Below are 18484 nucleotides of genomic sequence, written 5' to 3' on the forward strand. Positions count from 1 at the left end.
CCCGCGCCGCCCGGCCGCCCTAGGCGGCCAGCGGCGGGGTATGCTGGCGCAGGAATTCGGCGTAAGGGGTGGGCTCGATGTCGAGCAGGGCCGGATCGACGTCGAACAGGGCGTAATAGTAGGTTTCCAGGCCCTGGCATACCTGCGGTTCCTTGCAGTAGCGGTGCCAATGCTGGCCCACTTCATCGGAATACATGCCGTCCGGCGGGAAGAAGGGCAGCATGCGCCGTTCTTCCAGCGCCTGCACCAGCGATTGCGGCGCGCCGCTGTCGCGCGCCATTTCCACCTGCGACTGGTAGCCGCGCGCGGTTTCCACCACCATCAGCTTGGCCGCGCCCTCGGCATTGAAGAACAGCACGCCGCTCGGGGCGGGGAACAGGTAGTGCTCGACAAAGCCATGCTCGCGGTACAGGCGCTGCACCACCTGCGCCAGCGCGCCGCAGCGCAGGAAGCTGAATTCGTGCAGCACCAGCATGTCGAGCAGGGTTTCCGACTGCTCCTGGAAGAAGGCTTTCTGCAGCGCCGCCACCTCTTCCTCCAGCCGGTCCAGCGCGTCGTCGGCGCTTTTCTTGATGTAGCGGTCGATCAGGCCGCGGTTGAAGGCGTCCACCGCGATCTTTTCGTCGGCCTGGCCGGTAAACAGGATCTTCTTGCACGGCAGGTGCTGGATCGCCTGGCAGAACGCCACCCCGTTCATCTGCGGCATCGAGTAGTCGACCACCAGCACCGAGGGGATGGAAAAACGCTGGCGCTGGCCGGAAATGCGGTAGATGCGCTCCAGGTCGACCGCCACATTGCGCTGCTCCGCCGACTGGTTCGGGTTATCGAAGTCCACCTGCAGCGGCAGTTCGCTGCTGCGGGCATTCACCTTGAACCATTCCAGGGCCTGCAGCGGGTCGTGGAAGCACACGCTGGCCTGCATGGGGTCGAGCTGGAACACCAGGCTATGCAGGAAGGTGTCGCTGTCGTCCACCAGGACGGTCATGGTGGGGTGGGCGTAAACGGGCAGTTTCATGGTTCAACGGCTGGCTGGTAATGGAAATTCGAGCACAAAGATAGCATATGCATGCTCGCGGGAGACACAATGCAGTCGCGCTTCCCACGCATGCATCACCTGGCGGCACAATGCCAGGCCGATACCGGCGCCATTATGCTCCGGATAGGCGAAGAAGCGTTGGAAAATCAGCGGCAAGTGGCGCGGCGCGATGCCGCAGCCGGTATCGATCACCAGCAGGCGCGGTACGCTGCGCGCGCCGTCGATCACGATGCGCACGCGCCCCTTGCCGGCGCGCTGCACCGATTGCATGGCGTTGCGCAGGAGGTTCAGCAGCAGCATGATGGCCAGCTCGTTCTGGCCGCCGAAGCGGAAATCGCTGCGCACCTGCAGCGCCACCAGCTGGCGCTGGGCCTCGCCGGTGAACGGGTAGCGGCGCAGGGCCGATTCCACCGTGTCGAGCATGGACACGGTTTCGTGCGGGTCCAGCTTTTGCCGCACCGCCTGCGCGCTCAGCAGGAACAGGTCGATCATGTGGTTCATGTGGCGCACCTCGTACTGCATGCGCCCCAGCGCCTGGCGCATGACGGGGTTGTCCTGGCCGCTGCGCTGCTGCAGGCGCGACAGGCCGCGCACATTGGCGTCCAGGCTGGCCAGCGGCGTGCGCATTTCGTGCGCCACCGCGCCCAGACCTCCGCCCAGGCCATCCAGCTTTTCCTCCTCCAGCGCCTTGCGGCTCAGGGAGAACACCCACATCCAGCCCACCAGGAACAGCTGCGCCGGCAGCAGCTGCAGCACGTCCTGCGACAGCAGCGTGTCGCCGGCGCCCAGCAGGGCCGCCAGCAGCGCCGCCGCGGCCACGCCGATGGCGCCCGCGCGCAGGGCCATGCGGAAGTCGAAATGGAACAGCGCCACCACCATCACCAGCATCACTTGCGACCAGGTGGCATTGGCGCGGTTCATCAGGAACATGAAGGTGCAGAAGAACGGCAGCTCAAAGGTCACCAGCAGCAGGGTGTACTGGTCGCGTTGCCGCGGCGGCAACCGGCGCGCCAGCAGGCCGCCCAGTGCCAGCACGGTGCCGATGGCGCGCAGCAGGACGCTTTCATACGGTTGCGGCAGCAGCCAGGCGAAAAAGGCGTAATACAGCGGGAAGCAGGTGATGCCCACCCAGCTCAGGGCGGCCAGGCGCAGGTCGGCAATTTCTTCGGCGCTGCGGGCGCGCAGCACCGATCGGATCAGGCGTGGGATCATCGTTCAATAATGGCGTTTTGTGCCGCTGTTTTGCGCGGAATCAGCACGAAGCTTGATCCACATCAATACCTCCATGCGCTATCATTATCCATATGAATGAAGAATCACGCACCCTGTATGAGGTTATCGGCGGCGAAACCAAGCTGCGCGAGATGGTCGACCGCTTTTATGACCTGATGGAGCTGGAGCCGGAATTTGCCGGCATCCGCGCCATGCACCCGCCCAGCACCGATGGTTCGCGCGACAAGCTGTTCTGGTTCCTGAGCGGCTGGATGGGCGGGCCCGACCTGTTTATCGAACGCTTTGGCCACCCGCGCCTGCGCGCGCGCCACCTGCCGTTCGCGGTCGGTTCCAGTGAACGCGACCAGTGGCTGCGCTGCATGGCCTGGGCCATGCAGGATGTCGGCATTGCCGAAGACCTGCGCCTGCGCCTGATGGAGTCGTTCTACCAGACCGCCGACTGGATGCGGAACAAGGCCGATTGATGGAGCTGTATATCCTGCTGGCGCTGGCCGCCGTCATCCTCGTCCTGCAAATCGTGATGCTGCTGCGCAGCCGTGGCGCCGACGTGGCCGACCAGCTGGACCGGGTCGAGCGCGAAGTGCGCCTGCAGCTGCAGGCCACCGCCCAGGCGCAGCGCCAGGAAATGGGCCACACGCTGGCGCAGGCACATGCCGCCACCGTGCAGCAGCTGGAAACCATGCGGCGCCAGATCGAGGTCCTGACCGAATCCAATACGCGCCGCCTGCTGGAAGTGCGCGTGGCGCTGGAAACCAAGATGCGCGAGCTGCAGGCCGACAACGGCGCCCGGCTGGAGCAAATGCGCAAGACGGTCGACGAAAAACTGCACGAGACCCTGGAAACGCGCCTGACCGAATCGTTCCGCCAGGTGTCCGAGCGCCTGGAGCGCGTGCACCAGGGCCTGGGCGAAATGCAGCAGCTGGCGCTGGGCGTGGGCGACCTGAAACGGGTGCTGACCAATGTGAAAACGCGCGGCACCTGGGGCGAAGTGCAGCTGGAAATGCTGCTGGAGCAGATTCTCACGCCCGACCAGTACGCCAAGAACGTGGAAACCGTCCCCGGCACCAATGCCCGCGTCGAATTCGCCCTCAAGCTGCCGGGCCAGAAGGAGGGCGGGGCGCCGGTGTGGATGCCGATCGACGCCAAGTTCCCGAAAGAGCAGTACGAGCGCCTGCTGGAGGCGGCCGACCGGGCCGACGCCGAAGCAGTGGCGGCGGCCGGCCGCGAGCTGGAACGCGCCGTGCGCAACGAAGCGCGCACCATCGCCGAGAAATACCTGTCGCCACCCATGACGACCGACTTCGCCATCCTGTTCCTGCCGACCGAAGGCCTGTACGCGGAAGTGATGCGCCGTCCCGGCCTGGCGGACGAGCTGCAGCGCGTGAACCGCGTCAGCATTGCCGGCCCATCGACGCTGACCGCGCTGCTGAATAGCCTGCAAATGGGCTTCCGCACGCTGGCGCTGGAAAAACGCTCGTCGGAGGTATGGCAGGTGCTGGGCGCGGTCAAGACCGAGTTTGCCAAGTTCGGCGACGTGCTAGCCGCCACCAAGACCACCCTGGAACGCGCCGCCCGCAATATCGAATCGGCCGAGGTGCGCAGCCGGCAGATGGCGCGCAAGCTGAAATCGGTGGAGGCGCTGCCGGCCGAGGCCGCGCTCCTGATGCTGGGCGGCGCCGACGCTGCCGAGGGCGCGGACGCCGCCGATGCCGACGCCGACAGCGCTGCCTGAGCGATGAGGCGCGTGGCCTGCCTGGCAATGGCAGTGCTGCTGCCTGCAGCCGCTGGCGCGCAGGCCGAAGCCTTTGTGCCAGCGGACGCCAGGCCCGCCATCCGCCCGCGCATCGGCGCGGCAAGCCTGCCCCCACAGCGCGACAGCTTCGGCCGTCCGCTGGGCATGCCCCACCCGCAAACCGCCGCCGCGCGCGCCATTGACCAGGCCTGGAAAAGGGATGCGGCCGAAGCCAGCCTGAAAGCCTGGTCAGAGGTCCTGGTCAAATGCCAGCAGGCCACCAACCCCGCCTGGACCAGCGCGATCATGCGCAGCGAACCGCAGCAGGCCCACTGCTACCGCTACTAAACCAGTCCTTCGAACAGGACGACATCGACCATATCGCCTGGTGCGATATTGCCTTGTTCATCGGGCAGCACCAGCATGCAGTTGGCCTCCGCCATCGAGCGCAGGATGCCCGAGCCTTGCGCGCCGGTGATGCGCACCTCGCGCGTGCCGTCCAGTGCGGTGGTCAGGATGCCGCGCTGGTACTCGGTGCGGCCCGGCTTTTTGCGGATCGCCTGCGCCGAGCGCACGCGCAGCAGCTGGTCGGCCGGCGCCTCGGCGCCCATCATGCGCAGCAGGGCGTGGCGCGCGAAGAAGTAAAAGCTCACCATCACCGCCACCGGATTGCCGGGCAAGCCAAACAGGTAGGCGCTGCGGCCGTTGGAACGCAGGCGGCCGAAGGCCAGCGGGCGGCCCGGGCGCATGCCGATCTTCCAGAAATGGACGTCGCCCACGGCGGCCATCACCTGCTTGGTGTAATCCGCCGCCCCGACCGACACGCCGCCGGAGGTGATCACCGCATCGGCGCATTCGCAGGCCGTGCGCAGCGCCTCTTCCAGCGACGCCGCGTCATCCTTGACGATGCCCATGTCGACGATGTCGCAGCCCAGGCGCTGCAGCATGCCGAACAGGGTGTAGCGGTTACTGTCGTAGACGCAGCCCTCGGCCAGCGCCTCGCCGATCGAGCGCAGCTCGTCGCCGGTGGAGAAGAAGGCCACGCGCAGGCGGCGCTGCACCGGCAGCTCGGCCAGGCCGAGCGAAGCGGCCAGGCCCAGGTCGGCCGGGCGCAGCAGTTTGCCTTTGCGCAGGGCGGGCGTGCCGGCGGCCAGGTCCTCGCCCTTGAAGCGGCGGTTGTCGCCGCTGCGCACCGTGTTGGGCGCGATGGTTACCGCCACCTCGCTCAGGTCGGCCGCCAGCTCCTGCGGCAGCACGGTGTCGCAGCCGTCCGGCATGACGCCGCCGGTCATGATGCGCACGCATTCGCCCGGTCCCGGCTGCAGCGCCGTCGGGCGGCCGGCGAGGACGGTGCCGATCACCTTCAGCGTGGTGTTGCCGTCGGTCTTGAGCTGGCTGCCGGCGAAGGCGAAGCCGTCCATCGCCGAGTTGTCGTGCGCCGGCACGTTGATCGGCGAGATCACATCGGCCGCCAGCACCCGGTCCAGCGCGCTGCGCAGGGCGACCTGTTCGACGCCGCGCACCGGCTGGACGAAGTCGCGGATGATGCGCTGCGCGCTGCGCACCGGCAGCGCATCGGGGTCGTAGGCGGACAGGCAGCTGGCCACGTCCTTCAAGGATGGATTGGCGGCCGCCTGTTCCTCCTGCTGCAGCTCTTCCAGCGTGTTGATGTTGCGGAAGGCTGCGCTGTCGCTGAACAGCACTTGCGCCACCTTGATCGATCTGTACCAGCCGTCCATGCGGCGTGCGCCGCTGGCGAGGTAGGCGTCCAGCGCCGGCAAGGCGCTCTTGCGCACCAGGCAGAACACGGGGTGCAGCTGGGTATGCGTGCTGCCTGCCGCATCGGTTTCCAGCGTGGCGGCAACGGCCAGGTCGGCGCCTTGCGCCTGCAAGGCGTCCAGCAGCCGCTGCGCCAGGTCGCTGGGCAGGAAGGGCGAGTCGCAGGGGGCGGTCAGCAGCAGATCGGTGGCGCAGTGGCGCAAGCCGGTTTGCAGGCCGGCCAGCGGGCCCTCGTAGCCTTCCAGCTCGTCCGGCAGCACCGGCACGCCAAGCGCGCTGTACGCGCCCAGGTTGCGGTTGGCGTTGATGGCGACGCTTGCCACTTGCGGCGCCAGGCGTTGCAGCACATGGGAAGCCAGGGTAGCGCCGCGGAAGGGCTGCAAGCCTTTGTCGACCCGGCCCATGCGGGTGCCGCGCCCGCCCGCCAGGATGAGTGCACTGATGCTGTGAAGCCGGTAATCCATCGACTGCTTAACCCCCGATATAAGACATTTCAACTTTGCCGCGCGCGCCTTGCGCCAGGCCGTCGGTATTGATGGTGCGCAGTTCCGAATAGCGGTCGCTGCGCGCGCGCCACAGCGCGCCGATGGCGGCCGATAGTTCGGCATCGCTGTGGCCGGCGCGCAGCAGGGCGCGCAAGTCATGGCCGCGCGAAGCGAACAGGCAGGTGTACAGCTTGCCCTCGGTCGACAGGCGCGCGCGCGAGCAGTCCTTGCAGAAGGCTTGCGTGACGCTGGAGATGACGCCGATCTCGCCGCTGCCGTCGGCATAGCGCCAGCGTTCGGCGGTTTCGCCGCTGTAGTTGGGATCGACCGGCAGCAGCGGCATTTCGGCGCCGATCATGCGCACCACGTCGGCCGATGGCACCACGTCGCGCATATTCCAGCCGTTGGAGGAACCGACGTCCATGAATTCGATAAAGCGCAGGATGGCGGGCGTGCCTTTGAAGTGGCGCGCCAGCGGCAGGATCTCCTGCTCGTTCATGCCGCGCTTGACGACCGTGTTCACCTTGACCGGGCCCAGGCCGGCCTGGTGCGCGACATCGATCCCGTGCAGCACGTCGGCCACGGCGAAGTCGACGTCGTTCATGCGCTTGAAGGTGGCGTCGTCCAGGGCGTCGAGCGAGACGGTGACGCGTTTCAGGCCGGCGTCCTTGAGCGACTGCGCCTTGCGCGCCAGCAGGGAGCCGTTGGTGGTGAGCGTGATGTCGAGCGGCTGGCCGCTGACGGTGCGCAGGCCGGCCAGCATTTCGACCAGCCGTTCGATGTGCTTGCGCAGCAGCGGCTCGCCGCCGGTCAGGCGGATTTTTTCCACGCCGTGCTCGATGAACAGGCGCGCCACGCGCGTGATCTCTTCGAAGGTCAGCAAGGCGTTGTGCGGCAGGTACTGGTAGTCCTTGTCGAACACCTCCTTCGGCATGCAGTAGACGCAGCGGAAGTTGCAGCGGTCGGTGATCGAGATGCGCAGGTCGTGCAAGGGACGGTCGAGCCGGTCCCGCAGGCTGCCGCTGGGCGCCTCGAGCGTGGCGGGGATGGCGGGCATCTGGCTGCGGCCATCGTTCAGGAGGATGATTTTTTCGGTCATGCTGGGTGTTCGCTTACATCCGGTACGATAGCACGACGCCAGCGATTGCACAGGCTATCAGCACGCGGATCGTTCCTTGCTTGAACCGCATTAAGGCTATCGCTGCCGCAGCGGCAATAGCCATGGCTGGCCATTCCCATCGGCCGCCCGGATGGAACACATGGATGCCGAAAAATAGTGCCAGGCTGGCAATGACGCCAACCACGGCGGCGGCGATGGCGGTGAGCGGGGCGGTCATGCGGATATTGCCGCGGGTGGATTCCACCAGCGGTCCGCCGGCCAGGATGAATACGAAGGAGGGCACGAAGGTGAACCAGGCGGCCACCAGGGCGCCCAGCACGCCGGCCATGGCGGGCTGCCCGGCGATGGCCTGGTGGGTCCAGGCGCCGACGAAGCCGACGAAGGCCACCACCATGATCAAGGGGCCGGGCGTGGTTTCGCCAAGCGCCAGGCCGTCCACCATCTGGCTGGCGGTCAGCCAGTGGAAGTGTTCGACGCCGCCCTGGTAGACGTAGGGCAGCACGGCATAGGCGCCGCCGAAGGTCAGCAGGGCGGCCTTGGTGAAGAACCAGCCCATTTGCGCCAGCGTCTGCTGGCTGCCGAAGCACCAGGCCAGCAGCAGCCAGGCGCCGGCCATCAGGGCGATGCCGGCGGCGCTGGCGCGCGCCAGCCCGGCCCAGCTGAAGCGGGCGTGCGGCGGCGTTGGCGTGTCGTCGTCGATCAGCGCGCGCGCATGGGCGCTAGCCGGCGCGGCGGCGGCGTGGCCGGCGGCCAGCGTGAAGTAGCGTGGGCGCAGGCGGCCGCCGAGCCAGCCCACCAGGGCGGCGCCGGCGACCAGCGCGGGGAAGGGCAGGTGCAGCAGGCTGATGGCGATAAAGGCCGCCAGCGCGATGGCGGCCAGCAGGCCGTTGCGCAGGGTGCGCTGGCCAATGCGCCAGGCGGCGGCCAGCACAATGGCGACCACCGCCGGCTTCATGCCGTACAGGATGCCGGCCACCGCCGGCAGGCTGCCGTATGCCATATAAGCCCACGACAGGCCGATCAACAGCAGCAGCGAGGGCAGCACGAACAGGATGCCGGCGATGATGCCGCCCAGCGTGCGGTGCATCAGCCAGCCGATGTACACGGCCAGCTGCGTTGCTTCCGGGCCGGGCAGCAGCATGCAGTAGTTGAGGGCGTGCAGGAAGCGCTGTTCGGAGATCCAGCGCCGGCGCTCGACCAGTTCGGCGTGCATCATGGCGATCTGGCCGGCCGGGCCGCCGAAGCTGATGCAGCCGAGCTTGAACCAGTACAGGATCGCTTCCGGCAGGGGCACGTAAAAAAGGGAAGCACCAGGCTTCCCTTTTTCGGTGGCGTCTGGCCGGTTAGCCATTTACCTTGGTTTCAACCTGCACCAGCGGCTCGTTGGCGACCGGCGGCTGCGGCTTGCGCTCGCGCGGCACACGGATCGGCTGGGCGCTGGCGGCAGCGGCGGCAGCTTCCTGCGCGGCGCGTACCTTGGCGGGGTCGGTCACGGCCATGGACAGGCCGGCAGCAGCCAGCATGTCGTCCACATTGGCGGCAGCAGCGGCCGGAGCCGGGGCTGGCGCTGGTGCTGGTGCCGGCGCTGGTGCGGCAGCCACTGGGGCGGCTTCAGGGGCGGCGGCAGGTGCAGCCTCCACTACCTCGGCGGCGACTTCTTCCGCTGCTGCCGGCTCGGCAGCAGCTGGCGCCGCTTCGGCGAATGGCAGGACGCCTTGTGGCGATGCCGGGGCTGCCGGCTGCGCCGCAGGGGCTGCTTCGCTGACTTCGGCCGCAGGGGTCGTCACCGGCAGTTCGACAGCGATTGGTTCCACTGGCGCAACTGCGACCGGCGCGGCGGCCGGGGCTTGCACGGCAGGCTCAACGGCGGCCGGGGCAGCGGCAGGCGGCTCGGCGGCAGCTGGCGCTTCCGCAACTGGCGCGGCCACGACTGGCTCGGCAGCAGCTGCAACTTCCACAGCGGCGGCAGCGGCAGCTTCGGCAGCGGCGCCTTCAACCGCAGCGGTGGCAGCCGCCTCGGTCGCGACCGGCTCAGCGGCAGCGCTGACCGCGACGCTGGCCGGCGCGGCGGCCTCGCCTTCGGCCGGTGCCACGGTGAAGGTGGCTTCGGTCATGCCTTCCACGCCTTCGGCGCCTTCGCGCTCACGGCGGTTGCGGTTGCGGCCGCCGCGACGGCGGCGACGGCGTGGCTCATCGCCACTTTCCGCGCCTTCGTTTTCTTCAGCGTCCGGGCCGGTGTTGGCGACTGCTTTCACCAGGACCGGGGCGTCCGGGGCGCCGGTGCCGGTGCCGACCGGGCCGACGCCGGCGGCTGCCAGTGCCAGTTCCTCGGCCTTGGCTTCCGCTGGTGCCGGTTTCTCGGCACGTGGCTCGCGCGGTGGGCGCGGCTGGCGTGGCTCACGCGGTTCGCGTGGTTCGCGCTCGGCACGTGGCTCGCGCTCGGCGCGCTGGCCTTGCGCCGCCTCGGCGCCTTCACGCTGCTCGCGTGGCTCACGCGGCTGGCGTGGTTCGCGCGGCTCGCGCGGCTCACGCGGTTTGCGCGCTTCGGCTGCCGGCTTGGCTTCCTCGGCCCCTGGACGCGGGCCTGGCTCGCGCTCTTCACGCTCGCCACGGCCGCCTTTGCCGCCACGGTTGCGGCCACGCTGGCCGCGGTCCTTGCGGTCGCCGCGCTCGGCGTTGGCAGGGGCCTTGGTCACGATGACCGGTGCTTTCGGCTGTACCGGCTCTTCCTTGTCACCGCCGGTGAAGAAGGAGATCAGCTTGGCGAAGAAACCTTTTTCCGCTGGTGCGGCCGGGGCGGCAACGCGTGCGGCCGGCGCTTTGGCCGCTTCCGGCTTGTGCTCCACCATCGGCGCTGGTTGCTCAGGGGTAATGGTCTTGACCACGGCTTCCTGGCGCGGCTTCGACTCTTCCTTCTGGCGCTTGCTGAAGGACATATCGGTTTCCGCGGCTTCCGCCATGGTGTACGACGCGGCGTGGTCTTCCAGGCGCGGATCGTCGTGCTTGATGCGTTCCAGCTTGTAGTGCGGGGTTTCCAGGTGCTTGTTCGGGATCAGGATCACGGTGATGCGGTGACGGGTCTCGATCTTCAGCACTTCGCCGCGCTTCTCGTTCAGCAGGAAGGCTGCCACATCGACTGGCACCTGCACGTGGATGGCGGCGGAATTTTCCTTCATCGCCTCTTCCTGGATGATGCGCAGCACCTGCAGGGCGGACGATTCGGTATCGCGGATGTGGCCGGTGCCGGAGCAGCGCGGGCAGGTCACGTGCGAACCTTCCGACAGGGAAGGGCGCAGGCGCTGGCGCGACAGTTCCATCAGGCCGAAGCGCGAAATCTTGCCCATCTGGACGCGCGCGCGGTCGTGGTGCAGGGCGTCTTTCAGGCGCTGCTCGACTTCACGCTGGTTCTTCGACACTTCCATGTCGATGAAGTCGATCACGATCAGGCCGCCCAGGTCGCGCAGGCGCAGCTGGCGCGCCACTTCGTCGGCCGCTTCGCAGTTGGTGTGGAAGGCGGTGGTTTCGATGTCCGAGCCGCGGGTGGCGCGGGCCGAGTTGACGTCGATCGACACCAGCGCTTCGGTGTGGTCGATCACGATGGCGCCGCCGGATGGCAGCGGCACGGTGCGGCTGTAGGCGGTTTCGATCTGGTGTTCGATCTGGAAGCGCGAGAACAGCGGCACGTCGTCGCTGTAGCGCTTCACGCGGTGCACCATGTCCGGCATCACGTGCGACATGAACTGGTGCGCCTGTTCGTAGATCTCGTCGGTGTCGATCAGGATCTCGCCGATGTCAGGCTGGAAGTAGTCGCGGATGGCGCGGATGACCAGGGAGGATTCCTGGTAAATCAGGAAGGCGCCGGAGGCTGCCTTGGAGGCGCCTTCGATCGCGCGCCACAGTTGCATCAGGTAGTTCAAGTCCCACTGCAGCTCTTCCACGGTACGGCCGATGCCGGCGGTACGGGCAATCACCGACATGCCTTGCGGCAGGTCCAGCTTGTCCATGGTTTCGCGCAGTTCCTGGCGCTCTTCGCCTTCCACCCGGCGCGAAACGCCGCCGCCGCGTGGGTTGTTCGGCATCAGCACCAGGTAGCGGCCGGCCAGCGAGATGAAGGAGGTCAGTGCCGCGCCTTTGTTGCCGCGTTCTTCCTTTTCCACCTGCACCATGATTTCCTGGCCTTCGCGCAGCGCTTCCTTGACGGATGCATTGCGGACGTCGACGCCTTCGCGGAAATAGGAACGGGCAACTTCTTTAAAGGGGAGGAAGCCGTGGCGGTCTTCGCCGTAGCTGACGAAGCAAGCTTCGAGGGAGGGTTCGATTCGAGTGATGACGCCTTTGTAGATATTGGACTTGCGCTGCTCTCGTCCGGCGGTCTCGATGTCGATGTCGATCAATTTTTGACCGTCGACAATTGCTACGCGCAGCTCTTCCTGCTGCGTAGCATTAAACAACATGCGTTTCATTTTTATTAACTCCGCGACCCTTGGGCCATGTCAAAGCCGCCTCCGTGGAAGCGGCGAAGTACAAGGATATACGCGTGAATTAAGGAGGCTGTAGGGAGAAATGCCTCACCATGCGGCGCAGCTGCGCGAAGCGCTGCCGCCGCATTGGGCGCATGAAGCCGATCGTCATGCCGAGTTTGCGCACAGCGTGCAACATCATCCAACGGCCCGAAACGTGTCGGGTGGCGGGAGAATGCAGGCGTGCGCACATCGTCGGGCCAGGGCATCTTGTATGGTGCCTTGGCGAAACGGCAAGCGTTATCCACTTCATCAAACCAGCGAGCAACGACTGTAGTGCTTGCTCGCCGGACTTATCCTAACAATCCAGCCAGTCTAATCCAGCACCCGCGCGCTCGAACCGATGGCAACAGTGGTTGCAACCCTGAACCGCGCACGAATGTGCGTATACAATTTTTTCCACCGAATTTGCTTGTAGGCGAGGCCAGTGGATACGCCCCTGTGTAAAATGTACGTTTAATTCTTTACACATGCAGCAGTTAAAACCGCGGCAAAACGATTATATATTCAAAATGAAGGACTTAGAGAGATTTTCTGGGAAGTCGGGCCAAAACAAGCCGCAAAAAGCCGATTCCGCTTCCACCCAACAGGTCCTGCCGCAAGCGCAATTCGTCACAATCACTGAAGAAGAGGCCGGACAGCGCATTGATAACTACCTGTTGCGTGTTTGCAAAGGTGTGCCGAAGAGCCACGTGTACCGTATCCTGCGTTCGGGTGAAGTGCGGGTCAACAAGGGCCGCATCGACCAGCTGTACCGCCTGAATGCCGGCGACCTGGTGCGCATCCCACCGATTCGTATTGCTGAGAAGCAAGAGTCGAGCGTTCCCGCCGCCGAATTCCCGGTTGTGTATGAAGACGCCCACCTGCTGGTGATCGACAAGCCGGCCGGCGTGGCCGTGCATGGCGGCTCCGGCGTCTCGTTCGGTGTGATCGAGCAGCTGCGCGCGGCCCGCCCGGAGGCCAAGTTCCTGGAGCTGGTGCACCGCCTGGACCGGGAAACCTCTGGTATTTTGTTAATCGCAAAGAAACGTTCGGCCCTGAACAGCCTGCACGACCAGATGCGCGACGGCCTGACCGACAAGCGCTACCTGACCCTGTGCGTGGGCGACTGGAAGAACAAGCGCCAGCACGTCAAGCTGGCATTGCATAAATACACGCTGCCGGACGGCGAGCGCCGCGTGCGCGTGCAGGCCGACGGCCAGGCCTCGCACACGGTTTTCAGCCTGCTGAAAAAGTTCGACGGTTTCGCCTTGCTGGAAGCCGAGCTGAAGACCGGCCGCACGCACCAGATCCGCGTTCACCTGCAATCTTCGGGCTTCCCCATTGCAGGTGACGACAAATACGGCGATTTCGCACTGAATAAGGCGCTGCAGAAAGCTACCGAAACGCGCGGCGCGCTGAAGCGTATGTTCCTGCACGCGCACCAGATTACGTTTACCCACCCGGAAACGGGCAAGCCGATGACCCTGAATGCGCCGCTGGCCGCCGAATGCCAGCGATTCTTGGTAAGCTTGGGTAATCCATTGAATTGAGAAAAACATAATGCCGAGAAAGCAATTTGACCTGATCGTTTTCGATTGGGATGGCACGCTGATGGACAGCACCGCCACCATCGTGAAATGTATCCAGGCCGCCGCCAAGGACCTGGCTTTGCCGATCCCGAGCCGGGAGCAGGCCGCCCACGTGATCGGGCTGGGCCTGGGCGAGGCGATGCAGGTGGCAATGCCGAATATCGACCCCAAATATTATCCGCGCATGGTGGAGCGCTACCGCTACCACTACCTGGCCAAGGACCATGAACTGACCTTGTTTGATGGAGTCCAGGAAATGTTGCAGGATTTGTCACAGCAGGGCTTCTTCCTCGCGGTGGCTACCGGCAAGAGCCGCGTCGGCCTGAACCGGGCGTTGAATGCGGCCGGCTTGCTGTCGACCTTCGATGCGACCCGTTGCGCCGACGAGACTTTCTCCAAGCCGCATCCGGCCATGCTGCAGGAACTGACCCGGGAACTGGGCCAGGACCTGAAGCGCACAGTCATGATCGGCGATACCACGCATGACTTGATGATGGCGCAAAATGCGGGATCTTCGGGCATCGCCGTCGAATATGGCGCACATCCAGTGGACCAGCTGGCGGCCTGCAACCCGCTGTTCTCGGCCTGCACGGTGCCGCAACTGCATCAGTGGCTGAACGAGAACGCGTGATGACGGCGGAAATCCTGGTGTGCGCCGCCGAGGCGCTGCTCGAGGGCGGCAAAGGCATCCGTTTTCCATTGCGTGCCGGCGGCGAGGACACGACCGGTTTCGTGGTGCGCTACGGCGGCAAGGTGTATGGCTACCTGAACCGCTGCGCCCATGTGCCGATCGAGCTGGACTGGGCGGAAGGCGAGTTTTTTGAATCGAGCGGCTTATATATTATGTGTTCCACCCACGGCGCGATCTATATGCCGGAAAATGGACAGTGCGCCGGCGGCCCATGCCGCGGCGGCCGTTTACGCCCGATCGCGGTCAGCGAACACGACAACAACATTTACTGGCAGCCTGACGATTACGTAGGGCCACGACCATGAGCGACAATACCGAGAATACTGGCCAGCCGGCATCCAGCCCGGCACCGAACCCGGCGCCGGCGGCGTCCGACAACCCGCCGATCAAGTGGGAACGCGAAGTCCTGGAAAAACTGGTCTTCGCCACTCTGAAGGAACAGCGCGCCAACCGCCGCTGGAGCATCTTCTTCAAAGTGTCGACATTGGCCATCATTTTCTTCGCCGTTGCCAGCTATTTCGGCATTAACCTGATGGGCGGCGATGCCGAAGCGCTGGGCCGCCATACCGCCCTGATCGAAATCGAGGGCAGTATCGAAACTGAAGGCAGCGGCGCGGCCGATGTGGTGATCCCCTCGCTGAACAAGGCGTTTGCCGATACCGGCTCGGTGGCCGTGGTACTGCACATCAACAGCCCGGGCGGCAGTGCCGTCCAGGCCGGCATGATCGTGGACGAGATTCATCGCCTGCGCCGCGGCTATCCGCAAAAACCGCTGTATGTGGTGGTGGACGAGATTTGCGCCTCGGGCGGCTATTACATAGCCTCGGCGGCGGACCGCATCTACGTCAACAAGGCCAGCATCATCGGCTCGATCGGCGTACTGATGGATGGCTTTGGCTTTACCGGCACCATGGAAAAGCTGGGGGTCGAGCGCCGCCTGTTGACTGCCGGCGAGAACAAGGGCTTCATGGACCCGTTCAGCCCGCAGTCGGAAAAGCAGAAGCAGCACGCCCAGACCATGCTGAAGGAAATCCACCAGCAATTCATCGACGTGGTGCGTACCGGGCGCGGCAAGCGCCTGAAGGAAACGCCGGACATGTTCTCCGGCCTGTACTGGACCGGCGCGCGCGCCATCGAGATGGGCCTGGCCGATGACCTGGGCAGCGTGGACAGCGTGGCGCGCGACGTGGTCAAGGCGGAAGACATTGTCGACTACACCCAGCACGAAAACCTGCCGGAACGCGTGTTGAAGAAGTTTGGCGCCGCAGTGGGACATGGCGCCATCAAGGCGGCAGCGGATGCCGCGAAACCTAGCCTGCGCTAGGAGTTGGCTCAGCAGTCAACATTGGCATTTTTGCTTGCCATTTCCCCGACGTGGACTATATTGACGGTGTAGTTCGAGTCAAGGGGAGGGCGACAAGCAATCAATTCTTGAGGCAGACTACGCAGCCGCATCTCGGATGCGGAGTTGAGTGAATTCACATTCCTCGTTACTGTCTCTTTGGGAGGCAAGAGAACGGCGGCCTTTGGCCGCTGTTTTCGTTTCTGCAGCGTCTGCCGCCGTGGCAAAACCGCCCCGCACCATCCAGTCCGCCAGCTCGGCCTGGCGCGCCCGGCGCCAGGCGGCCTGCGGCATGTGCTCCGCCTGGCCGCTCCAGCGCGCCACCGCCAACTGGGTTTCCAGCGCAGCAGCATGGGCCAGCGCCAACGACTTCCGGTTGATGTCCAGTTTCATTTGCTGAGATCTCCCTAAGATATTCCTATAGCCCATTCAGCAGATTCCTAATGCTATTTAAGTGTAACAATTCGATCGTCACACCCTTTGATCTGCGTCAATAGGTAGGCTTGCGGTAACGTAAATCCGGTAAAATCCCGCCCCATGAGTAAATTATCCCTGGACCGAATCCTGCAGTCGCAAGGCTTCGGCACCCGTAAGTACTGCCGCGCCCTGATCGAAGATGGCGACGTGTCGATCGGCGGCGAAGTGCAGGACAACTATAAAGCGACGTATGAGGCCGAGGGCCTGGTGCTGCAAGTTTTCGGCGAAGAGTGGGTGGTGCGCGAGCGCGTCTACATTGCGCTCTACAAGCCATCCAACTACGAATGCTCGCGCAAGCCGAGCCACCACCCTGGTGTGCTGACCTTGCTTCCAGAGCAATTCACCTGGCGCGACGTGCAGCCGGTGGGCCGCCTCGACCATGACACCACCGGCATGCTGCTGATGTCCGACGACGGCCCGTTCATCCATGCCCAATCCTCCCCCAAGCGCCATGTACCCAAGGTGTACCAGGCCACCACCGCCGAGCCGGTAACCGATGAACTGGTGGCCCAGCTGCTGGCCGGGGTCCAGCTGCACGATGAACCGGCGCCGCTGGCTGCCGTCACCTGCATCAAGCGCGGCGAACACCAGCTCGAGATCGTGCTGGAGCAGGGCAAGTACCACCAGGTCAAGCGCATGCTGGCCGCTGCCGGCAACCACTGCGCCGCGCTGCACCGTTCCGCCATCGGCCAGCTGGAACTGGCCTCCCTCGGCATCAAGGAAGGCGAGTGGTGCTACCTGACTCCCGAGCAACTGGCGCTGCTGGCGCCGGCCTGACCTTTTTCTCCCGAATGGCCGCCTGATCCGCGGCCTTTTTCGTTGCCCAGCTTCCGTCTCCATGGAGCGTAGGCGCGTCATGCATGTACGTCGGTACGATGCCGCACCGGTTCGTATGTTTCCTTTGAGCGTTTGCGTATAGCCAAAACTACCAACCTGAGCTGCGCATAGACTGCCGGGATGGCCATGTCTTCGGATTCCGGCTTTAAACAGCTTTTCGCCTTTCCCGAACTGGCGAGGGAACTGTTTTGCTGTGCGGTCCAGGAAAGGTGGGCCAAGCGCCTGAAAATATCGGATTTTGCGCGTGTCAATGGAAGTTATGTCGGGCCACGCGGCCAGCAACGCCATGACGATATGGTTTGGCAAGTCCGTGTTGATCGTGCACTCCGCCTTTATTTCCTGGTGGAGTTTCAGGCGCGACAAGATCACTTAATGGATGCGCGATTGCAAAGCTATGTTGCTTTACTGCGTGAAGACCTCTTAAAACACGGCCAGTTGAGGGGGCGGGAAGTGCCGCTTGTGCTCCCCGTAGTAGTCTATAGTGGGCGGGGGCAATGGAAGTTCCGATCGAACGATAACACCCTGTTGCGACAGAAAAGTGTAGGCCTTGCGGATCTTCAGACGGAACAAAAGTACGTTGTGGTGGATCGAAAGACCAAGTCCGCTGTGATCAGAGCTTTACTTGAACTCGACCAGGGTGACGACCGGATAACCGACCCGAGACCGCTGATCGCAACATTAGCTGGTTGGCTGGCGCACCGCCGGAACAGGGCGCTGGTGGATACGGTGACAGATTGGGTCATTGCACGGTTGGCACAGCAATTTCCCGGCTTGGAAATCGAAGCAGGTCTTACGTTGGAGGAGGTTTACATGATGTTCGAACATGATTTCAGGACGTATACCGATTTGCTTGAGTACCAAACCCTGTTGCGGGGGCGAGAACAAGGCCTGGAGCTAGGTCGCGAGCAGGGTCGAAAGCAAGGTCGCGAAGAAGGTCGCGAGCAAGGTCGCGAGGAAGGTCGCGAAGAAGGTCGCGAGCAAGGTCGCGAGGAAGGTCGCGAGGAAGGCCGCGAGGAAGGCCGCGAGGAAGGTTGGCGCGAGGGACAGTGGGAAGCGACACAGCGCGAACGTCGCAACACGGTAAAGCTGTTGATAAAGCACACTGGAAGGCCACTTTCGTCCAGCGGTGCCGATCGGCTGCAAGCCGCGGGCGCCGAGCAACTACTGGCGTGGATTAACGAGCTCGCTGAAGGGCGGTCCCCGCCAGAGCTTGTCGAATAACTAGGCGGTAACGGTACGCAGCACGTGGCGATCGAACAAGCGGTCGTGCACGGGCAGGGCGATCACGTTGATGATCGGTTCCAGCACGGCCGCCAGGCCGCCGAAGGCGAGCGAGCCGGTGGCGCAGTACATCACGCCGAAGGCCACGCCGGCATGCATCAGCGTTTGCGAGCCTTTTTCGGCGGCGAGCAGCGCCAGGCGGCGACTAACAAAGCGGGCGCGCAGCTTGTGCCAGGTACGCTCGTGGTAAGGCAGCAGCGCGACATTGATCACCGGCTCAAGGACCGCCGCCAGGCCGCCAAAGGCCACCGAGCCGGTCAACACATACATCAGGCCGAACGCGATACCCATATGGGTGGTGACTTGGCTGAATTTTTTCGCTGCGACTGCCATGATGAGGAACTCCTTGATTTGTTGAGTCAAATGGTAATGATTCCCAT

The 18484-nt window shown here is 64.6% G+C and carries 17 protein-coding genes; 9 read left to right on the forward strand and 8 right to left on the reverse strand.

Going from position 1 to position 18484, the window contains the following annotated elements:
• Nucleotides 1–19 precede the first annotated feature (19 nt).
• Nucleotides 20–1015 (reverse strand): response regulator, encoded by a 996-nt coding sequence (locus tag ACE3TQ_RS03995; RefSeq protein ID WP_374580648.1) that lies wholly within the window; start codon nucleotides 1013–1015, stop codon nucleotides 20–22.
• A 3-nt stretch (nucleotides 1016–1018) separates the two neighbouring features.
• Nucleotides 1019–2248: a sensor histidine kinase gene (locus tag ACE3TQ_RS04000; RefSeq protein WP_374580649.1), complete on the reverse strand. Its 1230-nt coding sequence runs from the start codon at nucleotides 2246–2248 to the stop codon at nucleotides 1019–1021.
• 92 nt (nucleotides 2249–2340) lie between these two features.
• On the opposite strand from ACE3TQ_RS04000, the gene ACE3TQ_RS04005 reads away from it, so the two are divergent.
• From ACE3TQ_RS04005 to ACE3TQ_RS04015, 3 genes are read left to right on the forward strand one after another with little or no spacing between them, the layout of a single operon-like run.
• On the forward strand, nucleotides 2341–2733 hold the full coding sequence (locus tag ACE3TQ_RS04005) for a group II truncated hemoglobin (protein ID WP_374580650.1): 393 nt from the start codon (nucleotides 2341–2343) through the stop codon (nucleotides 2731–2733).
• Complete coding sequence (locus ACE3TQ_RS04010; RefSeq protein ID WP_374580651.1) at nucleotides 2733–4001, forward strand: DNA recombination protein RmuC; 1269 nt, start codon at nucleotides 2733–2735, stop codon at nucleotides 3999–4001. The genes ACE3TQ_RS04005 and ACE3TQ_RS04010 overlap by 1 nt, the downstream gene beginning before the upstream one ends.
• 12 nt (nucleotides 4002–4013) lie before the next feature.
• Nucleotides 4014–4349: a hypothetical protein gene (locus ACE3TQ_RS04015; protein ID WP_374580652.1), complete on the forward strand. Its 336-nt coding sequence runs from the start codon at nucleotides 4014–4016 to the stop codon at nucleotides 4347–4349.
• Here the strand turns inward: ACE3TQ_RS04015 and glp are convergent.
• From glp to ACE3TQ_RS04035, 4 genes are read right to left on the reverse strand one after another with little or no spacing between them, the layout of a single operon-like run.
• The gene (gene glp, locus ACE3TQ_RS04020) at nucleotides 4346–6244 is read right to left on the reverse strand and encodes a gephyrin-like molybdotransferase Glp (protein WP_374580653.1); all 1899 of its coding nucleotides are present in this window, start codon (nucleotides 6242–6244) and stop codon (nucleotides 4346–4348) included. The genes ACE3TQ_RS04015 and glp overlap by 4 nt on opposite strands.
• Before the next feature lie 7 nt (nucleotides 6245–6251).
• On the reverse strand, nucleotides 6252–7364 hold the full coding sequence (gene moaA / locus ACE3TQ_RS04025) for a GTP 3',8-cyclase MoaA (RefSeq protein ID WP_374580655.1): 1113 nt from the start codon (nucleotides 7362–7364) through the stop codon (nucleotides 6252–6254).
• 13 nt (nucleotides 7365–7377) lie between these two features.
• Entirely contained in the window at nucleotides 7378–8736 is a 1359-nt protein-coding gene (chrA, locus tag ACE3TQ_RS04030) for a chromate efflux transporter (protein WP_374580656.1), read from the reverse strand.
• Nucleotides 8729–11848 (reverse strand): ribonuclease E/G, encoded by a 3120-nt coding sequence (locus tag ACE3TQ_RS04035; RefSeq protein WP_374580657.1) that lies wholly within the window; start codon nucleotides 11846–11848, stop codon nucleotides 8729–8731. Before ACE3TQ_RS04035 ends, chrA begins: the two co-directional genes overlap by 8 nt.
• A gap of 569 nt (nucleotides 11849–12417) precedes the next feature.
• Here ACE3TQ_RS04035 and rluC point away from each other — a divergent pair.
• From rluC to ACE3TQ_RS04055, 4 genes are read left to right on the forward strand one after another with little or no spacing between them, the layout of a single operon-like run.
• The gene (rluC, locus tag ACE3TQ_RS04040) at nucleotides 12418–13437 is read left to right on the forward strand and encodes a 23S rRNA pseudouridine(955/2504/2580) synthase RluC (protein WP_374580658.1); all 1020 of its coding nucleotides are present in this window, start codon (nucleotides 12418–12420) and stop codon (nucleotides 13435–13437) included.
• A gap of 10 nt (nucleotides 13438–13447) precedes the next feature.
• Complete coding sequence (locus tag ACE3TQ_RS04045) at nucleotides 13448–14107, forward strand: HAD-IA family hydrolase (protein ID WP_374580659.1); 660 nt, start codon at nucleotides 13448–13450, stop codon at nucleotides 14105–14107.
• Nucleotides 14107–14472: a Rieske (2Fe-2S) protein gene (locus ACE3TQ_RS04050; protein ID WP_374580660.1), complete on the forward strand. Its 366-nt coding sequence runs from the start codon at nucleotides 14107–14109 to the stop codon at nucleotides 14470–14472. The genes ACE3TQ_RS04045 and ACE3TQ_RS04050 overlap by 1 nt, the downstream gene beginning before the upstream one ends.
• A complete protein-coding gene (locus tag ACE3TQ_RS04055) occupies nucleotides 14469–15491 on the forward strand; it encodes a S49 family peptidase (protein WP_374580661.1) in 1023 nt (340 codons plus the stop codon). Before ACE3TQ_RS04050 ends, ACE3TQ_RS04055 begins: the two co-directional genes overlap by 4 nt.
• 117 nt (nucleotides 15492–15608) lie before the next feature.
• Here the strand turns inward: ACE3TQ_RS04055 and ACE3TQ_RS04060 are convergent, their stop codons facing one another.
• Entirely contained in the window at nucleotides 15609–15902 is a 294-nt protein-coding gene (locus ACE3TQ_RS04060; RefSeq protein WP_374580662.1) for a hypothetical protein, read from the reverse strand.
• A 144-nt stretch (nucleotides 15903–16046) separates the two neighbouring features.
• Here ACE3TQ_RS04060 and ACE3TQ_RS04065 point away from each other — a divergent pair, with 144 nt between their 5' ends.
• Nucleotides 16047–16763, forward strand: coding sequence for a pseudouridine synthase (locus ACE3TQ_RS04065; protein ID WP_374580663.1), 717 nt, complete (start codon nucleotides 16047–16049; stop codon nucleotides 16761–16763).
• Nucleotides 16764–16949: 186 nt separating this feature from the next.
• Entirely contained in the window at nucleotides 16950–18044 is a 1095-nt protein-coding gene (locus tag ACE3TQ_RS04070; RefSeq protein ID WP_374580664.1) for an Rpn family recombination-promoting nuclease/putative transposase, read from the forward strand.
• On the opposite strand, the gene ACE3TQ_RS04075 is transcribed toward ACE3TQ_RS04070, so the two are convergent.
• Nucleotides 18045–18437, reverse strand: a complete 393-nt coding sequence (locus tag ACE3TQ_RS04075) for a DUF2061 domain-containing protein (protein ID WP_374580665.1) — start codon at nucleotides 18435–18437, stop codon at nucleotides 18045–18047. It lies immediately after the preceding gene.
• Nucleotides 18438–18484: the final 47 nt, after the last annotated feature.

The sequence above is a fragment of the Pseudoduganella sp. genome (assembly GCF_041914865.1).
Taxonomy (GTDB): domain Bacteria; phylum Pseudomonadota; class Gammaproteobacteria; order Burkholderiales; family Burkholderiaceae_D; genus Rugamonas.